Annotated in this window: 19 protein-coding genes and 1 pseudogene; 10 read left to right on the top strand and 10 right to left on the bottom strand. The window is 60.5% G+C overall.

What is annotated here, in order from left to right; translation table 11 throughout:
- Positions 1–45: 45 nt before the first annotated feature.
- From CPI83_RS01605 to CPI83_RS30930, 3 genes are all read right to left on the bottom strand, one after another.
- Positions 46–1,479 carry a lipase family protein gene (locus CPI83_RS01605; RefSeq protein WP_097386668.1) on the bottom strand — a complete coding sequence of 478 codons (1,434 nt, stop codon included), beginning with the start codon at positions 1,477–1,479 and terminating at the stop codon, positions 46–48.
- Between the two features lie 144 nt (positions 1,480–1,623).
- Entirely contained in the window at positions 1,624–2,295 is a 672-nt protein-coding gene (locus CPI83_RS01600; protein ID WP_081051136.1) for a TetR/AcrR family transcriptional regulator, read from the bottom strand.
- A gap of 76 nt (positions 2,296–2,371) precedes the next feature.
- Positions 2,372–2,542: a hypothetical protein gene (locus tag CPI83_RS30930; RefSeq protein ID WP_021333309.1), complete on the bottom strand. Its 171-nt coding sequence runs from the start codon at positions 2,540–2,542 to the stop codon at positions 2,372–2,374.
- Between the two features lie 152 nt (positions 2,543–2,694).
- Between CPI83_RS30930 and CPI83_RS01595 the strand changes: the two genes are divergently transcribed.
- Positions 2,695–3,108, top strand: a complete 414-nt coding sequence (locus tag CPI83_RS01595; RefSeq protein WP_097386667.1) for a hypothetical protein — start codon at positions 2,695–2,697, stop codon at positions 3,106–3,108.
- A 15-nt stretch (positions 3,109–3,123) separates the two neighbouring features.
- Here the strand turns inward: CPI83_RS01595 and CPI83_RS01590 are convergent, their stop codons facing one another.
- The 3 genes from CPI83_RS01590 to CPI83_RS01580 all read right to left on the bottom strand — a co-directional run bounded on the left by CPI83_RS01590 (position 3,124) and on the right by CPI83_RS01580 (position 5,583).
- Positions 3,124–4,398, bottom strand: a complete 1,275-nt coding sequence (locus tag CPI83_RS01590; protein WP_097386666.1) for an RNA polymerase sigma factor — start codon at positions 4,396–4,398, stop codon at positions 3,124–3,126.
- Positions 4,399–4,401: 3 nt separating this feature from the next.
- Positions 4,402–4,830 carry a YciI family protein gene (locus CPI83_RS01585; protein WP_007735729.1) on the bottom strand — a complete coding sequence of 143 codons (429 nt, stop codon included), beginning with the start codon at positions 4,828–4,830 and terminating at the stop codon, positions 4,402–4,404.
- Between the two features lie 159 nt (positions 4,831–4,989).
- Positions 4,990–5,583 (bottom strand): hypothetical protein, encoded by a 594-nt coding sequence (locus CPI83_RS01580; protein WP_097386665.1) that lies wholly within the window; start codon positions 5,581–5,583, stop codon positions 4,990–4,992.
- Positions 5,584–5,676: 93 nt separating this feature from the next.
- Here CPI83_RS01580 and CPI83_RS01575 point away from each other — a divergent pair, with 93 nt between their 5' ends.
- On the top strand, positions 5,677–6,648 hold the full coding sequence (locus tag CPI83_RS01575) for an alpha/beta hydrolase (protein WP_021333307.1): 972 nt from the start codon (positions 5,677–5,679) through the stop codon (positions 6,646–6,648).
- 9 nt (positions 6,649–6,657) lie between these two features.
- On the top strand, positions 6,658–7,737 hold the full coding sequence (locus CPI83_RS01570; protein WP_232816834.1) for a helix-turn-helix domain-containing protein: 1,080 nt from the start codon (positions 6,658–6,660) through the stop codon (positions 7,735–7,737).
- 22 nt (positions 7,738–7,759) lie between these two features.
- Here CPI83_RS01570 and CPI83_RS01565 read toward each other — a convergent pair whose 3' ends face one another.
- A complete protein-coding gene (locus tag CPI83_RS01565; RefSeq protein ID WP_046379565.1) occupies positions 7,760–8,659 on the bottom strand; it encodes a LysR family transcriptional regulator in 900 nt (299 codons plus the stop codon).
- A 140-nt stretch (positions 8,660–8,799) separates the two neighbouring features.
- Between CPI83_RS01565 and CPI83_RS01560 the strand changes: the two genes are divergently transcribed.
- From CPI83_RS01560 to CPI83_RS01540, 6 genes and pseudogenes are all read left to right on the top strand, one after another.
- The gene (locus CPI83_RS01560) at positions 8,800–10,236 is read left to right on the top strand and encodes an FAD-binding oxidoreductase (protein ID WP_092765710.1); all 1,437 of its coding nucleotides are present in this window, start codon (positions 8,800–8,802) and stop codon (positions 10,234–10,236) included.
- Positions 10,237–10,249: 13 nt separating this feature from the next.
- A complete protein-coding gene (locus tag CPI83_RS01555; RefSeq protein ID WP_092765709.1) occupies positions 10,250–10,891 on the top strand; it encodes a histidine phosphatase family protein in 642 nt (213 codons plus the stop codon).
- Positions 10,891–11,415, top strand: a pseudogene (locus CPI83_RS31380) (crosslink repair DNA glycosylase YcaQ family protein); the annotation flags it as partial. The gene CPI83_RS01555 and the pseudogene CPI83_RS31380, both read left to right, overlap by 1 nt.
- Positions 11,391–12,056, top strand: coding sequence for a crosslink repair DNA glycosylase YcaQ family protein (locus tag CPI83_RS31375; RefSeq protein ID WP_343229957.1), 666 nt, complete (start codon positions 11,391–11,393; stop codon positions 12,054–12,056). The pseudogene CPI83_RS31380 and the gene CPI83_RS31375, both read left to right, overlap by 25 nt.
- Before the next feature lie 133 nt (positions 12,057–12,189).
- Complete coding sequence (locus CPI83_RS01545; protein ID WP_092765708.1) at positions 12,190–13,665, top strand: aldehyde dehydrogenase family protein; 1,476 nt, start codon at positions 12,190–12,192, stop codon at positions 13,663–13,665.
- On the top strand, positions 13,662–14,399 hold the full coding sequence (locus tag CPI83_RS01540) for an SDR family NAD(P)-dependent oxidoreductase (RefSeq protein ID WP_021333299.1): 738 nt from the start codon (positions 13,662–13,664) through the stop codon (positions 14,397–14,399). Before CPI83_RS01545 ends, CPI83_RS01540 begins: the two co-directional genes overlap by 4 nt.
- Before the next feature lie 81 nt (positions 14,400–14,480).
- Here CPI83_RS01540 and CPI83_RS01535 read toward each other — a convergent pair whose 3' ends face one another.
- Positions 14,481–15,122, bottom strand: coding sequence for a TetR/AcrR family transcriptional regulator (locus tag CPI83_RS01535; RefSeq protein ID WP_021333298.1), 642 nt, complete (start codon positions 15,120–15,122; stop codon positions 14,481–14,483).
- 293 nt (positions 15,123–15,415) lie between these two features.
- Here CPI83_RS01535 and CPI83_RS01530 point away from each other — a divergent pair, with 293 nt between their 5' ends.
- Positions 15,416–16,765, top strand: a complete 1,350-nt coding sequence (locus CPI83_RS01530; protein WP_092765722.1) for a lipase family protein — start codon at positions 15,416–15,418, stop codon at positions 16,763–16,765.
- 17 nt (positions 16,766–16,782) lie between these two features.
- Here the strand turns inward: CPI83_RS01530 and CPI83_RS01525 are convergent, their stop codons facing one another.
- Positions 16,783–17,625, bottom strand: coding sequence for an SIP domain-containing protein (locus CPI83_RS01525; protein WP_092765707.1), 843 nt, complete (start codon positions 17,623–17,625; stop codon positions 16,783–16,785).
- A gap of 21 nt (positions 17,626–17,646) precedes the next feature.
- The gene (locus tag CPI83_RS01520; protein WP_097386664.1) at positions 17,647–18,471 is read right to left on the bottom strand and encodes an ABC transporter ATP-binding protein; all 825 of its coding nucleotides are present in this window, start codon (positions 18,469–18,471) and stop codon (positions 17,647–17,649) included.
- Between the last annotated feature and the right edge of the window lie 21 nt (positions 18,472–18,492).

Genomic DNA, 18,492 nt, shown 5'->3' with positions numbered 1-18,492 from the left:
ACCTTGCCCCTGGGAGAATTCCTCACCACAACATCACGTCCCCTGCTAGTTTCCGATCGGCTTGCCGAACAGGCCTGCGACAAGTTCGCCCACTGCGTCTTCCCAGACCGGCCACGTTCTCTGATCAAGCGCCATCGATCCAGCATCGAAGGTGCTGCACACCTGTTGGGCCGGGACGCCGGCGAACCGATCACGAAGCCACAGCAGAGCACTCGGCAATGCGACGACTTCCATGCTGACATGCTCACTGAAGTGGTCTCTGGTGTAAACGACACTCGCAGAAGGATCTTGGCAATAGGTATCGACGAGTTTGTTCACCGGGCCCACAGGCACCAACCAGTCGGGATTCGACTGGTAGATGTACATCGGCACGTCAGGAACGGACTTACCCATGGCAGCTCGAGAGAGCGCGGCTCTCACCGTGGGATGTTGGACGGGATCTCCCGGTACATCGAGGAAACCTTTGATGTTGAGGAAGGGCACAGCAGCCGACGTCCAGAGCATGCACAGGTTGTCTTTGGCAGCGAAAAGCGCTCGGCCGGCGGGGTTTATGTGCTGATCTATGAAGCCTGCGAGTTCAGAATCTTCTCGGCTCACTCCGATGACACCGGCAGCGACGATCCCGGCTCCTAGAGCGTTGTTGGCATTGTCGAGCAAAGCACCGAGATCGGCTGCAACACCGCCTTCGGCGATTCCGACGACATTCAGTTCCGGGGCATAGGTGCGCCGTATTTCAGCCGCGTGACCAGTAGGAATCGACCCACCCGAGTACCCGAGCAGCCCTACTCGAGTCGACCGACCTTGCAGCTCCATGGGTTCGAAGTTCTCGGCGGCACGAATACCGTCGAGCGTGATCCGCGCGGCTACCGGGCCGGACGCGAAAGAAGAATTCGGCCCCTGATGATCGGGCACCGATAGTGCCCAGCCCTGCGCCAGCGCCGCTTGCACTTCGAGGAACTGCGCCCCACCAGTGGCAGCGCCCGTCACCAGCCACGGCAATGCGCCCTGCTGCATGACATACGAAGGTGCGCAGTAACTTCCGAGCGAGTCTTCGGCCATCTGAAAGGACAGCAGCGGACGCGGCCCGCCGTCGCGAGTGTCGCCGCGAGGCTTGATCACTGTGGTGACAGCCGGAATCGCCTCACCCGCAGCGTTATTGGATCGATATGAGATCTGCCACGCATCAACATTGGTCGGAATCAGATTGAGAGTGCCGAGATTCACTGTACGGGCGGCGATGATCTCACCCGGCTCCTTGGATTCGACGACCCCGGCGGGCGGTTCATAAAAGGCCTGGTCCAGCGCAGGCAATGGCGGCGCAACCGCAGGCGGCAGGGCAGACTGGACCTGAACTTGGGTAGGAACACCTCCGTCCGGTGCCGCTGAGGCAGGTGCCGAAAGTGCGATCTGCCCGATTACTGCAATCACGGCAATCGCGAAGCCCCCGCGTTGTCGGTCAGTTGTCCAGCGTCGTCCCATACCAATTCCTCCCCGAAAAAGCACAGATTGCCTTGTGTTGCCGCAGTTCTCATCACGGGCGCACAAGTTAGATGCGAGTGTCTAACATATTGAGGACGAGAGTAGAGCGTTGTGGGCTGGATTACAATCCCCGGTGTTCGTGACCTATTCGCCGGCACGAAGGGGCGCGTCGTCAATCAACGCGTTCAGGAGCACCGTCATCAGATCCACCAGTACCGACACAGGGGGACGAGGCTCCGTAGTGCTCCACTGGTGCACCAGCGCGGTAAGCGCACCGATGAAGGCAGTGGACGCCCACCGGTAACCACCCGGCGGTTCGTAATCGTCGCCCACAATCCCTTTGATGATCGACTCGAAAAATGTTGCCCAAACCGAACGTTGGTCCACACGATGCTTTTCCACCCGAGGACTGACACCCACGACGTCGATGAAGGCAACGTGTGCACGTCGCGGGTCACTTCCGACCGACTCGACGAAGGCAGCCATGGCCGTTGCTGCCTTGTCCCGCAGATTGACCGAAGGCTCCGCGTCGAGTGCGTCGACCATTGCAATTCTGGCGTCGAGTTGAATCTGGTCATACAGCGCCAGGAGTAGATCCTCGCGGCTACCGAACTCGTCGTAGAACTGCCTTCTGGCCAAACTCGCGGACGCACAGATATCCGCCACCGAACTTCCGGCATACCCCTTGTCGGCAAACACACTGAGAGCAGCATTCAAGAAGAGGGAACGGCGCTCGGCCTTGCGTGCCGCGACCGACCTTCCTCCATAGTTCCTGTCTGTTTCAGCAATTGCCACGCCTGCCAGCGTATGCGGCATCGCGCTGCAGACAAAACGTACCTGACCTGCTGCGCAGTTCAGTCGCCGACGCTGGCGCGCTCACGCCGAAGTGCGATCAGGTCAGTACGAAGGCCACAGCAAAAAGTGTCCAGGCGGCAGCAAGAACCGTCGACGCCGCAGTAACTGCCCCGGTCACGGCAGGTCGAGTGCTGCAGTTGCGCGCCGCGATGATCCCGACGGTCATCAAGGTCAGCGCCATAAGGAATGACAGAACCACGATCTTCACCAGCAACCCCTTCGACGTCGGCCAACAGAACCGAAGGCCATTTAGATAGTACACAAATAGATCGTGCATTAATCAAATGGAATCAGTCAGGAAATTCTTGACAACATTCAATTGAAACTGTCAGGCTAAACCTGACGAATGGAGAACTTCTCATGCAAGATCTGATCGAGACCGCCCTGACCGCAAAGATCGAGACCGCCGCAACTTCGACGGCTAACGTCGCAATCGCCGAGGCCGGCGCGCAGGCGGACAAGATTGTCGGAACGGATCCATTACCTGGCAGCCCCGAATGGGAGGCAGAACAGGACACCGACATCCCGGCGCAGCGTCAGATGGCGTGGCAGTTGGCATGTTTCCGGATCCAGCTCGCCGCAGGCATCGATTCGACGGCAAGCGTCATGAGCCTGCGAAGATTCGGCGCAACATGGGCAACCATCGGCCGCGCTGCCGGCATGACCCGTCAGTCCGCCCATGAACGGTGGGGTCGACGTGTATCGGACATGCTCGATCCTTACGGAGTCGGAATGCCGCCCATGGTGCCGAATGATGATCCGACTCAGCCCTGACTACCAATCGTGTGACTACTGATCCGACAGCAGCGCATCCGCTTTCGCGACCAATACTGCACGCTCACGCTCATTTCCGGCCAGCCTCGCTGCTTCGAGGAGTTCGGTTCTAGCCTCCTCGGATCGGCCGAGCTGACTGAGCAACTCCCCCCGAACACTGGGAAGCAGGTGGTACCCGGTCAATTCACCTGAAGCGACAAGCTTGTCGACGAATTCGAGCGCAGGGCCAGGACCGTATGCCATGGATACCGCCGCCGCATGATTGAGGTCGACCACGGGCGATGGGGCCAGTTGCGCCAACGCCTCGTAGAGGATGACTATCTTCTTCCAATCGGTGTCATCGAAAGTTGCTGCTCGCGCATGACATTCGGCTATCGCTGCCTGCAAACCGTACGGGCCACGTCCACGCCCGACGGCGTCAGCTCGTTCCAGCGCCGCAAGCCCACGCGAGATCTGTAGGCGGTCCCACCTAGTCCGGTCCTGGTCCGCCAGCAGGATGGGCTCACCTGTCGAGGTTGTCCGAGCGCCGAATCTCGAGGCTGTCAGCTCCATCAACGCAACAAGGCCGTGTACCTCGGATTCCCCGGGGACCAATTCGGCGAGTATTCGCGCGAGCCGCAGAGCTTCAGCACTCAGGTCCGCCCGCATCCACTCGTCCCCCGAGCTGGCTGCATAACCTTCGTTGAACACCAGGTACAGGACTCCGAGGACGGCGCTCAGCCTGCTCGAAAACTCTTCTCGTCCTGGAACTTCGAAAACCGCTTTCGATGCGGTCAACGCCTTCTTCGCACGGACTATCCGCTGCTGAACTGTCGCGGTCGGCGTCAGGAATGCCTTCGCAATTTCTTCGGTGGTCAACCCGCCTACAACCCGAAGAGTCAAGGCCACCTGCGCTTTTCGATTCAACACCGGGTGGCAGGCGATGAACATCAGCCGGAGGACGTCGTCGTCGATCCGATCCGGATCCCAGCTGACGTCGTCGAAATGCGAAGCGTCGTTCTCGGGTTCACGCGCAAAGTGGGCGTAGCGCTCGTCCAGCCTCTCTCGTCGTCGCCACCCGTCGATTGCTCGACGCGTCGCAACGGAAGTCAGCCAGGCAGCGGGATTTCGGGGAACTCCGGTGGCAGGCCACTGCTCGACAGCTTCGAGCAGAGCCTGCGCTGCCAGGTCTTCGGCGAGATCAAGATCTCCGACGGTGCGAGTCAACGTGGCGACGATCTTCGCGGATTCGATTCGCCAGACCGCGTCGACAGCCTTTCTCGTTTCTTCTCGCACCGCCTCGTCGGTCATGGTTCAGCCTGCGACCGGACGATCGGTACCGAGCTCTTCACGCCAGCCGGCTTCCTTCTGGATGTACTCGTTGTCCTGATCGAAGTCCGACATCTCGCTCACGCGGCGCACCTCGAGCTTGCTTCCCGGCCCGAGCGGGCAGCGCTTCGCCCATTCCAAGGCTTCGTCTTTGGTCGACGTCTGAATGATCCAGAATCCCGAGAACAACTCCTTCGTCTCGCCGTACGGGCCGTCGGAGACCAGCGGCGGATCGGACTCGAAATCGACGATGAATCCCTCCTCCATCGCCAATCCCTCACCCGCCAGCAGCACACCGGCCTTGATCAAGGACTCGTTGTACTGCCCCATCGCGGCGATGATCTCGTCGAAGTCCATGTCCTTGGATGCTTCGATGGCTTCGTCGGTGGAACGCATGATCAGCATGTACTTCATGAGAATCTCCTTCGTTTGTGGACCGCTCATTCGGTCCCTCTGCCTACACGTCGAACGGCAAAGACGCCGATCGACAAACTTCCGAAACTAATTTTCGAAGGACAAATCCGCCGGTCGAATACGTTGCCCACGGTATCGGCAGAAGGGTCGTCTGGCAGCTCAGAAATCGAGAAATCCCGGCACGACTTCATAGGCGAGCCCGGCCGCGTCAGCGCTCCCGTAGAAATACACCGAGCCGTAGCCAAACAGGTATTCCTCGACGAACTCGGGTTGCGGCTCGGCAACCACCGGCCATCCCTCTTCATTGATCTGGAACAGGAAGCGATGCCCGTCCGCCTCGACGGCATCGGCGTAGGACGGTTCATTTTGTATGAGTACCGGTTGCGGCGCGATCAACACCAACGGCATCACTTCGTCGTCAGCGGGAAGATTGACCAACGCCGCGCTCCCCAGGCCCTCGTGAGTGCCGGCCGATTCCGCACTTCGTGATGACGGCGGGTGCAGGACTGCCCTGAACCCGATGTCCGGGTATTCGAGGTCGTCGTCGCCGATGGAGAATCCCCGACGGATGAAGACGGAAAGCTCTCGCGCACCGAGCCACGGAGCCGTGTGCGCCGCGAGCGTCAAAAGATACTCATGCGTCTGCAAAATCGGCTGACCAGCGAAAACCTGCGGCGGGCGTCCACCAATCCTGGACCCGACTTCCGAATCGCTCGAACCCACCCCGAGATGTACTCTGTCCACCGGCGTCATCCTAGGGAGATCCGACGGGCGTCGGAAGAAGACTCTCCGATTTCCTACAAACCACTGGTGACGTAGGCCACATTCAGGCTCGATGATGAGTGCATGACAACATTCCCCACTCTCGACCCCGAACTCGCCGCAGCACTCACCATGCTCCCGAAGGTGGACTTCGCTGACCTCCCCAACGCGCGGGCCACCTACGACGCTCTGATCGGCGCCATGTTGGCCGACCTGCCATTCGACGGAGTCTCGCTTCGTGAACTGTCCGCTCCTGGCCTGGACGGCGATCCGGAAGTCACGATTCGTTTCTTCACCCCGGACAACACCGCCGGCCCTGTCCCCGTTCTGCTCTGGATCCATGGCGGCGGATTTGCAATCGGCACCGCTGAGTCCAGCGATCCGTTTTGTGTCGAGGTAGCGCGCGAACTCGGATTCGCCGTTGCAAACGTGGAGTACCGCCTCGCCCCCGAAACCTCCTTTCCCGGCCCCGTCAACGACTGCTACGCAGCACTCCTCTACATCCACGCCCATGCCGAGGAACTGGGGGTCGATCCCAGCCGCATCGCAGTGGGCGGGCAGAGTGCAGGCGGCGGATTGGCCGCAGGCACTGTCCTCAAAGCCCGCGACGAGGGCGTTGTGCCCGTGGCATTCCAATTCCTCGAAATTCCTGAACTCGACGACCGTCTGGCGACTGTCTCGATGACGAACTTCGTCGACACACCGTTGTGGCACCGCCCAAACGCCATCCTGTCGTGGAAGTACTACCTCGGCGAGTCGTATTCAGGTCCCGAAGATCCTGACGTCTCCATTTACGCTGCGCCGTCCCGGGCGACCGACCTCACCGGTCTGCCGCCGACCTACCTGTCCACCATGGAACTCGACCCGCTCCGCGACGAAGGAATCGAATACGCCCTTCGACTGCTGCATGCGGGAGTCAGCGTCGAATTGCACTCCTTCCCCGGAACCTTTCACGGGTCGGCACTAGTGGCGACCGCAGCAGTCAGCGAAAGAAGTGCCGCCGAAGCCCTCACTGCGCTCCGGAGAGGGTTGCGTTCGCTGTCGCCTGTCTCGTAGCGTTGCGAGATGCAAGGACTGATGTACCGGCTTGCCGAGCTCGATGCAGACTCGGCAGGCCTGGTACGTGTCATCGATTACTTCGACACGCTCGTGCGGCACGGCTCCGACACCGCATCTCTGCTTCGCGCGAGCGCGCAGTTGGCGGACTGCGTTGTAGGTATCGAGATCGTGGAACACGGTAGAAGCAAGAAGAATTTGCGCCGTTGTGACCCACGCGGCCGATGGTCGCCCGAACCCCAGTTCCCTCCGAGCATCGCCAGGGACATCGCTGTAGACGACGAGGTTCTCGGGAAGGTATGGATCGAGCGTCCTGGTGCGCACTTGCCGCTCGACGAAATGCTCGTCGACCGAATGGCCCTGACCGCAGCGATAATCCTGCAACCCCGACGCTTGCCTACCGAAGCCGAGCACACTCGAAATCTGTTGTTCCCGATGGATGAACTCGCGGTGCTCACCTCCTGCGCCGGTCTCGGTATCGAACCCCAAACCCCAGTCCGCGTCATGGCAATCAAGGCAGTCTCAGACACGGCCGGCGGCACTGCACACCTTGTTATTTCGCAAGATTGCACACCTGGCAAAGCCGTTGGGATAGAAGCTGATGGCGAGTATCTGAATCTCGTGGCGGGTTCGTTCGCACCGACACCCGAGCTGTCCGAGTCAGCACTGTCGTCATCCATTCGCGCCGGAATATCTTTGGCTGCTTCCGCTTCCGAAGTGAATACAATACTCACCACTGCACGATTCGCTCGTGCACAGGCGTCAGCAACAACACCGATCGTGAACGCCGACGATCTCGGCGCCCTCAACCTCCTGGCACCGGGATCACACATCGATCACTCGCGAATACCGGATCTGGTTCTTGCCGAAGAGATCGGCGATACCAAACAGGGATTAGAACTACTCGAAACCTTGAGGGCATACCTGCAATCCGGAACATTGAGGGCCGCAGCCGATTCCATGCATCTTCATCACAGCAGCGTTGCGCACCGATTGGCGAAGCTGTCCCAGCACGTCGGATTCCACGTCGACACCATCGAGAACCGGGCACGCGCAACGGCCATGATGCTGGTCCTCGATGGCGGATAGGGCCCACCGCGCATCACTTGTGCTACACAGTGGTTGACGATCTTTCGCGTTCGGCGAGCGCAACGAAGGGTGCAAGCGCGGGATTCGGGTTGTCCGGACGGTAGGTCACGGCAACTTCGAGAGTCGGCTGCATACCGGCGATCTCACACAGATGAATACCCGGGATTCGGAGCATCCGGGCCCGCCCCTGCGGGATCGGCGCAATTCCCACGCCGTCCGAGACGGCGTGCAAAACCTGCTCGTCGTCAGCCTCGAATCGAACGATATTGGGAGTGCTGTCGGGCCAAAGTTGTTCGAGCGTACGCGAATACATCCCGGGCGCATTCGCCTCGGGCCAGAATACGACGGGGATGTCCACCAGATCTCCGAGTTCGAGTGTCGTTCGATCCCCGAACGGATGATCCACGGGAACGGCGACCAGGATAGGTTCGGTGTCGAGGACGATCAGGGGAAGTTCACGATCGTCGTCATCGAGCGGCGGTCGCACAACCGCGATGTCGACGGCTCCGGTTCGGACGAGGTCGACAGTCTGCGCCGAAGTGCCCCGGTGCACGACAACTTCGACGCCTGGATAGAGCTTGCGATAAGTGCTGACCAGATCCCCGACGGCGCCACCCGCCCACGACCGGGTGTACGCGATGCGCAGTTCCCCGTCCACACCGCGTGCAGCCAATCGAATTCGTTCGACCGCCCGGTCTGCGCACCCGAGCAAGAAGCGTGCCTCTCGTACCGCTACCCGCCCCGCGTCGGTGAAAGTGAACTGCGGACCTCGGCGGTCCACCAGAGGAACTCCGAGTTCGCGCTCAAGAACCTTGATCTGCTGACTGAGTGCAGATTGCGCCACGTGGACGTTCGCGGCGGCGCGAGTGAAGCTGCCGTGATCCGACAGAGCAATCAGATAGCGTGCGCGCTGCAGGTTCATACGGCGATTATAAGAAGAACAGATGGTGGTGTCACTACTTGGTCTTGGACAGCGCATCACCTGAGGTCGGAGGATCGAGTGCAGATTGCTCTACCGCTCGTCTCCCGAAAAACTGTCCCCGAACGATCACAAGGTTGAACATGAGCCCCCGAACACTCGTCGAAGCACGCGAATCTGCAACGGACGCGAGGTTCCTCGGCACCCTCGCAGAGATCGTCAGCGCCCTCGCAGAGATCGTCGGCGAAGCGCATGTTCTCACCGATCCAGAGCTGATCGAGGGTTACACACGCGACTGGACGGGACGTTGGATCGGTGACGCAATAGCTGTGGTCCGTCCGGCCGACACCGCCGAAGTGTCCGCCGTCGTCACGACCTGCTTCGAGGCCGGGATTCCCATCACCCCACAAGGTGGAAATACCGGACTGGTCGGTGGCGGAATACCGTCGGCTGGATCAGTGGTGCTGAGCACCAGGCGTTTGGATTCGATCGAGACCGTCGACCCCATCGGCCGGACAATCGCGGCCGGTGCGGGCGTGACCGTCGCTCGCGCCGACCTGGCGGCCTCGGCACATGGCCTCCGATTCGGAATCGATTTGGCATCAAAGGAATCCGCGACCCTCGGCGGCATCGTCGCAACCAACGCCGGCGGTACCCGCATGGTCCGATACGGAAATACACGGGCACAGATACTCGGAATCGAGGCAGTACTCGCCGATGGTTCCGTCTTGAGCAGGTGGACTCCACTTGTCAAAGACAATGTCGGATACGACATCCCAGGGCTTCTTGCGGGCAGTGAGGGAACGCTCGCGATTGTCACCAAGGTCCTGATGAAGTTGGTCACCCCGGCGACCGACACCCAGGTCGTGCTCGCGGGTGTGCGCGACGTCGACCAAGCGCTGCAGTTGTGCAACCGCGTGCGCCAGAGCGGGTTGACCGTCGAAGCCGCCGAAATCATGACCGACGACGGCATCTCCCTCGTCTGCGCGCACACTGATGCCCGTCGCCCGTTCGGCACACCGTCACCGATGTACACCCTGATCGAGGTGTCATCGCCGCGCGAGACGGAAGAGTCACTCCTCGAAGTTCTCTCCGCCTCTGCCGATCTCATCGAGGACGCGACAGTCGAGCCTGGCCCCGCTCGAAAACTGTGGACTCTGCGAGAAAGCCATACCGAAAGCATCAGCGCTTCATCGACGACTCCGGTGGTCAAACTCGACATCTCCGTCCCCTTGTCCGTGATGGGCATGTTCATCGAGAGCCTCCGCGAAGTACTCACCGAACGATTCGTCCATGTGCGTCCAATGTTGTTCGGACACTTCGCCGACGGGAATATCCATGTGAATCTTCTTGACGCCGAACCGAGCATCGCCCACGAACTGACCGATACGGTCTTCGAACTCGTCTCCGCCCATCACGGAAGTATCAGCGCCGAGCACGGGATCGGTCGCGCGAAGTCACCGTGGATAGCGCTGGGGCGCACGGAAACCGACATCGCCGCCATGAAGCTGATCAAATCGTCCTGGGATCCGCGTGGAATCCTCAATCCTGGAATACTGTTGCCCGAAACGGTCGGGTAACGAAAGGGGTCTCGTGCAGGATCTTTACGTCGTCACTCATCCTCATGCCGAACACACAGCACAGGACATCGTCGGAGGTTGGCACAATTCGGTTCTCACGCCCGCCGGCAGGCGCGATGCAGAGTTGATCGCCGAAGAGTTGAAACGTCGACGCACAGGAACTTCGCGCCCGATCCGCATCACCTCTTCCGACCTCGAACGGTGCGCCGAGACATCCGCGATCATCGCCCGGACGCTCGATGTTCCGGCGACAACAGACTCTCGATTGCGCGAAATCAGCTTCGGAGAAGCCGAAGGGCGCCCGAACTCGTGGCTGACCCAGCGGCAGGTTCCGGCTCCTGACAACAACCGCCTCGATCACCGTGGCCCCGTTGCCGGTGCCGAAACCCGCCGCGACATCGCATCAAGGGTCGGCGAGTGCATGCGCGAACTGATGACCGAACTCGATCACGATCACATCGTCGTAACACACGGATTTGCACACACATTCGTCGTCTCCTCTTGGCTGCAGATCCCCGTCGAAGCCACAGGGTTTGCGACCTTCGCGACCACGCCCGGGGCCATCACACATCTCCAACACGACGACTACTGGCGCAATCGAACTCTCGCGCAACTAGCCGATACGACGCACTTGGCCTGTGGCACGATGGCCTGATGCGCCATGTTTCCGACGACGAACGCCGTGCACGCATAGGAGTACGTCATGCGCTGGCGCCTTCGTTCCGCGTCGATTCTCCGGAAGCTGCAACGCGGGCGATGACGGTACTGCACGCCACCGAATCAGCGACTGTCTATCTGTCTTGCTGGGCGAGGGTTCGGTCATTGGACGCCACTGACGTCGACAACGCCTTGTACGACCAACGCAGTCTCGTGAAGCAATTGGCTATGCGCCGCACACTCTTCACCTTTCCCCGAGACTTGCTGCCGGCCGCGTGGTCGAGTGCGTCCGCCCGCGTCGCGAACACCGAGCGCGCACGAATGGCCAAGGATGTCGTCAAGGCCGGAATCGCCGTCGACGGCAACGACTGGCTCGATCGCGCGCGGGCGGAGGTTCTGACACTGCTCACCGATGCCCCTGAAGGCCTTTCCGCACTCGAGGTCCGTCAGGCAGTACCGATGATCGACGTCAAGGTCGAGGGTTCGGCAGGCGAAATCTGGTCGGCACCCAGGGTTCTCACGCACCTCGGGGCGACCGCAGACATCATGCGCGGCGCCAACACCGCCCGATTCCCCGTCTCACGCGACACTGGCTCGACGACGCCCCCACCGATCTCGAATCTGCGGACGGATACCGAGAAATGGTCCGACGCTGGCTCCACTCCTTCGGACCGGGGACGGAAGACGACATCGTCTGGTGGCTGGGCTCGACCAAGACGGTTGTCCGGGCCGCCCTCTCCGAACTCGAAGCCGTTGCAGTCTCACTCGACGGAGGCGACACGGGCTGGTTACTGCCGGATGACGTCGCCACGGTGTCTGATCCAGGTCCTTGGGCGGCACTCCTACCGGTGCTCGACCCGACGATCATGGGGTGGAAGAACCGTGACTTCTATCTCGGCCCGCACCGCAACCAACTCTTCGACACCCGCGGTAATGCCGGCACCACCGCTTGGGTCGACGGTCGTGTCGTGGGCTGCTGGATCCAAGACGCCGCCGGAGTGGTCCACGTTCGAGTACTCGAATCCGTGTCCGCCGATGCGCAACGGTCGCTCGACGCCGAGGCAGTTCGTCTGACCGAGTGGCTGGGTGGCGTCAAGATCGGCACCGGCTATGTCTCGCAGGCTATGAAGCAAGCGGTTGGAATTGCTGCGGCTACGCCTTGACGACGTAACCAGAACACTGTTCTAGCTGGTCTTTCTGCTGACGCCATCCATGGGCGGTAAGGCGACCATCGACAAGTGTACGAAACGTACAGTACACTTCGTCAATCAGTGATTGACCAATCTAGGAGGTTCCATGGAAGGTCAAGCAGTTCGTGAATACGGTGCGTTCATCAACGGAGCGTTCCGAGCCATGGGCACATCCACATTCGAGGCGCGTGACGCCGCTTCCGGCGCCCTACTCGCCACACTGTCTCGGTGCGGGCCCACAGAGATCGACGACGCGGTCGAAGCCGCCAGGCGGGCAGTTCCTGCATGGGCGAACCTGACCGCTGAAGAACGATCCGCCAAAATCTTGCAGTTTGCCGCGCTCGTGGAGGATCGGGCCGAAGAGCTTGCCCAGCTCGAATGTATGGATACCGGGCGCCATATCAGGGAGATGCGCGAGGACTATCGAGCCGCCGTCTCACACCTGCGATACTTTGCGTCAATCTCGCTGGCCCACCATGGCTTCGGCCGCGAGTTGGCATCGGGATACCTGGTCGCGAAGCGAGTGCCATTGGGCGTATGTGGACAGATCATTCCCTGGAACGATCCCGTGGTAATGACGGCGTTCAAGATTGCACCTGCTCTCGCTGCGGGAAACACAGTGGTCCTCAAACCTGATGAAAATGCTTGCGTTTCCGTCATGGAGCTGGCCAGGATCGCCGCCGACGTGTTTCCCGCAGGCGTTTTCAATGTTGTCCCTGGTCTTGGTGAGGACGCCGGCGCAGCCCTGATAGACCATCCGAAGGTCAGCAAACTCGCTTTCACCGGAAGCACCGAAGTCGGCCGACTCGTGGCACACGCCGCAGCCTCACGGCTGATCTCGACCACACTCGAACTCGGCGGCAAGAGTCCCAGCATCGTGTTTCCTGATATCGAGGACATCGATGCAGTGGTCGCCGATGCCACCGCAGGTGTCCTCATGTGCAACGGCCAATCCTGCTTGGCCGGAACACGTCTCTTCATCCACGAGGATATCTATGACACCTTCGTGGAAAAACTCGTCGCAGGATTCCGATCATTGCGAGTCGGGCCGCCACTGAACGAGGACACCGAACTGAGCGGATTGATCCACCGGGAACACGCCGAACGTGTGATCTCCATGATCAAATCCGGGATCGACGAAGGCGCACAACTACTTACAGGCGGGGATCTGGTAGAAGTGCCGGGATTCGAAGCCGGAAACTTCGTCGCGCCGACGATTCTCGAGGTCACCAACTCGATGCGAATCGCACAGGACGAAATCTTCGGACCTGTCCTGTGCGTCCTCAGATGGAACAACTACGAGCATGTGATCGCAGAAGCCAATGACACTCCGTACGGTCTCGCTGCTGGGATCTATACCTCCAACCTGAAGAACGCGATGGAAACCGCGGATCGTCTTGATGCGGGCTGCGTCTGGATCAATCAGTACTTCAATCTGGGAGGCGGTGTCCCCTTCGGGGGATTCAAGGAAAGCGGCCTGGGGCGAGAGTTCTGCCTCGAGACGCTCAACGAATACACCCAACTCAAATCCATCACTGTCGCCACGTCGACGCCCACGACAAACCAAGGAAGCACAAATTGAAAATCTCGGGAAATACCATCTTCATTGCCGGCGGAACCTCCGGTATCGGCCTCGCACTTGCAGTGGGATTGCAGAACGAGGGGAACAAGGTAATCGTCGGAGGGCGTCGATCCGCTCTGCTCCAAGAGATCTCGGACAAGTACCCGGGCATCAGCACGGTCGTCATCGACGTGGACGACCCGAGATCCATTCGAACCGCACATGAATCCGTCACGGAGGAATTTCCCGATCTGAACGTCCTCGTGACGATGTCGGGAATCATGTACCCGGAAGACTTGAAGAACCCGGACTTCCTCGACATCGCCGAGAGAACCGTCACGACAAACCTTCTCGGAACAATTCGCTTGGCCGGCCAGTTCATCCCGCATCTGATGACGAAGCCCAATGCCACCATCGTCACCGTCTCATCCGCCGTCGGCTTCGTCCCGCTGCCCGTCACGCCCACGTACAACGCGACAAAGGCGGCGGTTCATCTCTTCACCGAGAGCATGCGCGTACAACTCGCCGATACCTCGATCCGGTGCATCGAACTCATCCCGCCAGGAGTCCGCACCACGCTGATGGGTCAGGAGAACTCGGAATCAGCTCTGCCACTTGATGACTACATTGCCGAGACCATCGGCCTACTGAAGGCGCACGACGACGCCACGGAAATCGTGGTCGACGCCGCCAAGCCGCTTCGCAACGCCGAGATCAACGGTGAGTACCAGCTAGTACTGAAGATGCTCAGCTGACACCCGAGTGTTGAGGCACATCGCAGTGCGGGGAGGGCAATTCGCCCTCCCTGCGCTGCGGATTCTCAACGGAGAACCCGTCTATGCACCACTGCGGAGTCCACGAACTGCGTGATCGATGATCGAGCGCACAGTGTTGTCGTCGATACCCGCGTGCCCGACCAACATCCGGTAGATCAACGGCCCGAAGAACAGATCGATCGCTTCCTCGGTGTCGATGTCTTCGCGAAAGTAGCCGGAATCCACACACCGCCGAATCAGTGCGGCGAAACCCCGACGACGTTCGTCGAGGAAGAAAGTGCGGAAGTATGCCGCCGTCGTCGGATCGTTGGCACACGCGCCGACAAGTTCGGCAAAGATCGACCCGAGTGGACCTCGGTAGAACTTTCCGATGTCACCTAGATAGTCGTTCAAATCGGCTTGCGCACTATCGGTCTCGGGAAATGTCAGATGACGAGCCATGAGCACGCCGAATGCTTCAGCAGCGATAGCTTGCCGCGACGGCCAGTGCCGATACAGAGTCACCTTGCTGACACCGGATTGTTCGGAGATCGCATCGATGGTCGCGGCCTTCATTCCACCGGATTTCAGAAGAGCTTCTGCTGATCTAAGGGCCTTCTCGTGGGCCGCCTCACTACGTGCACCGCTCGGAGGAGTCAGCAATCCCGTCTCGGCATCACCCGATCCCCGAAACACGCCGTCGTCGGGAGCGCGCTTACCCATGTCCACTCCTTAGTCCTTCAAGACCTTGCAGCACAGAGCATTTCCCGGCATCGGAGGACCCGGCACAGCCCAAGGCAGCAACTTGTCGCGATAGCTACTAGTCGTATCGTACACATGGCGCCCTGGACCGAATCAGCATGGTCACAACAACAAGCCCAATCTGATTGCGTCCGCGCATGATTCAAACAACCAGCGCAAGCCTCTCGTTTATTACTCAAAAGTAAGATAGCGTGTGGTCGTCATCACACCAGCCCGTCAAGTACCGAGAGACATACGAAACCGAAGGGTCGATCGTGGCATCGAGGATTCTCTTTCAGGGAGCGGTGGCGCTGACAGCCATTGCACTCACAGGCATCACAGCACCTACTGTCGCCGCGCAACCGTCGGCGGATTCCTTCTATCAGTACGACGGTTCGGCACCGCTGTCGTCGTATCAGCCTGGGGCCGTTCTCAAAACGAGGACCTTGCCCTATCACGTCGTCAACATTCCGACCCCGTTGCAAGCCGTGCAGGTGTTGTACCGGTCGACCGACGCTCTCGGCCGGCCGTCTGCGAATGTCACATCGATTCTTCGACCACCCAATGCCCAGCCGGACAAAGTTGTCTCGTTCCAGTCGGCCTACGATTCGCTGAACCCGGAAGACGGTCCGTCACGAGCTGTTGCGGGGGACACCCCGATCGGCAGCCTGACCGCCAGCGGACGGAACGTCGCCTTCGGCGGGACTCTCGCTTCCGGCGAAGCTGCCATGTTCGGTCCCCTACTGGCACTGGGCTACACCGTCGTCATTCCCGACACCGAAGGGCCGAACGCAGACTTCGCGGCGGGACCCGAATACGGAATGATGACTCTCGACTCTCTTCGCGCCGCCCGTAACACTCCCGAGACAGGTATTGCCGACTCAGCCGAGATCGGCCTGATGGGATACTCGGGCGGAGCAATCGCCACCAGCTGGGCGTCCATCCTCGCTCCGGACTACGCCCCGGACATCAACGAGGACCTGATCGGCGCCGCCCAGGGTGGACTGTTGGTCAACCCGGCGAACAACCTCCGGTACGCAAACGGAAGCATCGGCTGGGCAGGCGTTGTCGGGATGGCAGTCGTCGGACTTGCCCGTGCCTACGACATAGATTTCGATCCGTATCTCGGCGATCGCGGACGCGAACTCCTACCTCGCATCGAGGATGCCTCGATCGGGAACGTCATCCTGCAGTACCCGGGGGTGACCTGGCAGGACCTTGCCAAACCAGAGTATGCGAACCCCAACTCGGTGCCCGAGTACGTCGACGTCGCCAACAAAATCAACATGGGCAACGCGCCGATACCCACCATCCCTATGTTCATCGCTCAAGCCGCAAACGGAGCCCTCGAGGGCACCCAGCCAGGTGGACCCGGCGTCGGCCCTGGCGACGGAGTCATGGTTGCCGGGGACGTCCGCACACTCGCCACTCGTTATTGCGACGCAGGTTTGTCGATCCAGTACGACCAGTACGACACCATCAGTCACGTTCCCGGTGGCGCGCTTTGGCTCCCCGGCGCCATCACCTGGCTCAACGACCGTTTCAACGGGAATCCGGCGCCGAACAACTGCTCGAACATCGCACCGGGCAATTCACTGGCGCCGGAAGAACACGCGGCGAGTTGAAGTATCCAACCGCCGGGTCAGATCCCGATGGCGAGATCGTCGATGTCTGCGAGCGTGCCGCCGTTTTCGAGGATGCTCGTGTAGTTCCGAAGTCTGTTCTGATCTATCTCGGTAGTGCTGACTCCGCGCTTCCAGTAGCCGAAGACAACCACGTCGTCCTTCGCCAGGCCGACTGTCTTACGGAAATGCGCTCGGATGGAGCGCATTTCGTCTCGCTCACCGGCACCCCACACCGCATAGTCTCCTGGGTTCTCGAGCTCGAGGGCATACTCGGCAAGGCGATCCTCGACATGATGCAATTCGAGGCCGGGGATCACGGGCAGTTCCGCGAAAGCCTCGGCGTCACCGGTGGCGACCCAACCAACACCGGTCACACCCTCGGGCCACTGAAGCAGAATCGAATAGAGGGCAGGTATCGCAGTGTCGTCGGCAAACAGTGCGACGCGGCGACCAGCGATCTCGGGAACGAGGAAGTGCGGGCGAGGGCCGGTGAGCGAGAACGTGTCACCCACACGACGGTCGTCGGCCCACCGCATCATCGGGCTGGTGTGACCGTGCAGCACGACGTCGAAGGTCATCGAACCGCTCGACGCATCGAAGCTGCGCACCGTGTAGACACGAGAGACGCCGCCGTACTGCGGACCTAGCTGGATGCGGAATGCGACGTTGGGACGCAGCCAATTCGGGTCGTCCGCCGACGAAGTCAGCTGGACGGTGATGCGCAAGATGCTCTCGGTCGGACGTTCGACGCTTTCGACGACGGCAACCACGTCGTTGAGACCACGGTCGTGGTCTTCGCCGCGTGGCGCCTTTGCCGACGCAGAGGTTTCAGTTTCTTCAGGTCGAGATGCGGTAGTCATTGATATCTCCTGATCGATGGTTCAGTTGTGGACGGGTAGCTGGCTGGCAGGTCTTCGATCACGCGGAACAACAAGTGGCCGTCCGGTTTCGGGATCTTCGAGGACCAGAGCCTCGAGGTCGAACACTTCACGCAGTAACTCAGGGGTGAAGACGTCCGAGGCACTGCCCTGCATGACGATTTCTCCGGACCGCATGGCAACTACGTGCGTGGCATATCGGGCCGCGAGGTTCAGGTCGTGCAGGACCGCGACCAACGTTCGACCAGACTGGTGCAGTTGGGAACAGAGGTCGAGAACCTCGATCTGGTGGGCAATGTCGAGAAAGGTGGTCGGTTCGTCGAGCAACAACACCGGGGTGCGCTGCGCGAGTGTCATGGCGATCCATACCCGCTGCCGTTGTCCACCGCTCAGTTCGTCCACCAATTGATCTGCTGCATTGCGCATTCCGACCTCGGCAAGCGCTTCGGCGACAACACGCTCGTCTTCGGGTGACCATTGGCGCAGCATGCTCTGGTACGGATATCGGCCGCGAGCCACGAGGTCTGCCACGGTGATCGCTCCGGGTGAGAGCGGAGACTGCGGCAGCAGAGCGATGCGCCGAGCCACTTCCTTGGTGCGGTAGGACCGAATGTCCTTACCGTCGAGCAGAACCCGACCCGATCGCGGCGCGAGCATTCTGCCGAGCGCACGCAACAACGTCGACTTGCCGCACCCGTTCGGTCCGACGACCACGGTGAAACCGCCGTCGGGGATCTCGAGACTCAACTCGTCCACGATGGTTCGATCGGCGTACCGGAGCTCGATCTTCTCGGCGTGTAGCCGCGATACCGGAGTAGCTGTAGTCATGAATCTCTTTCGTAGCAAGGT

The organism is Rhodococcus sp. H-CA8f, assembly GCF_002501585.1.
Classification (GTDB): Bacteria; Actinomycetota; Actinomycetes; order Mycobacteriales; family Mycobacteriaceae; genus Rhodococcus_F; species Rhodococcus_F erythropolis.
This window is presented reverse-complemented; position numbering and strand designations above follow the sequence as displayed.

What these genes read in the sequence shown, in the direction of transcription:
- CPI83_RS01605 (WP_097386668.1), bottom strand. Translation starts at nt 1,479, where the DNA reads ATGGGACGACGCTGGACAACTGACCGACAACGCGGGGGCTTCGCGATT.
- CPI83_RS01525 (WP_092765707.1), bottom strand. Translation starts at nt 17,625, where the DNA reads ATGACTACCGCATCTCGACCTGAAGAAACTGAAACCTCTGCGTCGGCA.
- CPI83_RS01595 (WP_097386667.1), top strand. Translation starts at nt 2,695, where the DNA reads ATGCAAGATCTGATCGAGACCGCCCTGACCGCAAAGATCGAGACCGCC.
- CPI83_RS01585 (WP_007735729.1), bottom strand. Translation starts at nt 4,830, where the DNA reads ATGAAGTACATGCTGATCATGCGTTCCACCGACGAAGCCATCGAAGCA.
- CPI83_RS01570 (WP_232816834.1), top strand. Translation starts at nt 6,658, where the DNA reads ATGCAAGGACTGATGTACCGGCTTGCCGAGCTCGATGCAGACTCGGCA.
- CPI83_RS01580 (WP_097386665.1), bottom strand. Translation starts at nt 5,583, where the DNA reads ATGACGCCGGTGGACAGAGTACATCTCGGGGTGGGTTCGAGCGATTCG.
- CPI83_RS01590 (WP_097386666.1), bottom strand. Translation starts at nt 4,398, where the DNA reads ATGACCGACGAGGCGGTGCGAGAAGAAACGAGAAAGGCTGTCGACGCG.
- CPI83_RS01575 (WP_021333307.1), top strand. Translation starts at nt 5,677, where the DNA reads ATGACAACATTCCCCACTCTCGACCCCGAACTCGCCGCAGCACTCACC.
- CPI83_RS01565 (WP_046379565.1), bottom strand. Translation starts at nt 8,659, where the DNA reads ATGAACCTGCAGCGCGCACGCTATCTGATTGCTCTGTCGGATCACGGC.
- CPI83_RS01560 (WP_092765710.1), top strand. Translation starts at nt 8,800, where the DNA reads ATGAGCCCCCGAACACTCGTCGAAGCACGCGAATCTGCAACGGACGCG.
- CPI83_RS01520 (WP_097386664.1), bottom strand. Translation starts at nt 18,471, where the DNA reads ATGACTACAGCTACTCCGGTATCGCGGCTACACGCCGAGAAGATCGAG.
- CPI83_RS01535 (WP_021333298.1), bottom strand. Translation starts at nt 15,122, where the DNA reads ATGGGTAAGCGCGCTCCCGACGACGGCGTGTTTCGGGGATCGGGTGAT.
- CPI83_RS01600 (WP_081051136.1), bottom strand. Translation starts at nt 2,295, where the DNA reads ATGCCGCATACGCTGGCAGGCGTGGCAATTGCTGAAACAGACAGGAAC.
- CPI83_RS01545 (WP_092765708.1), top strand. Translation starts at nt 12,190, where the DNA reads ATGGAAGGTCAAGCAGTTCGTGAATACGGTGCGTTCATCAACGGAGCG.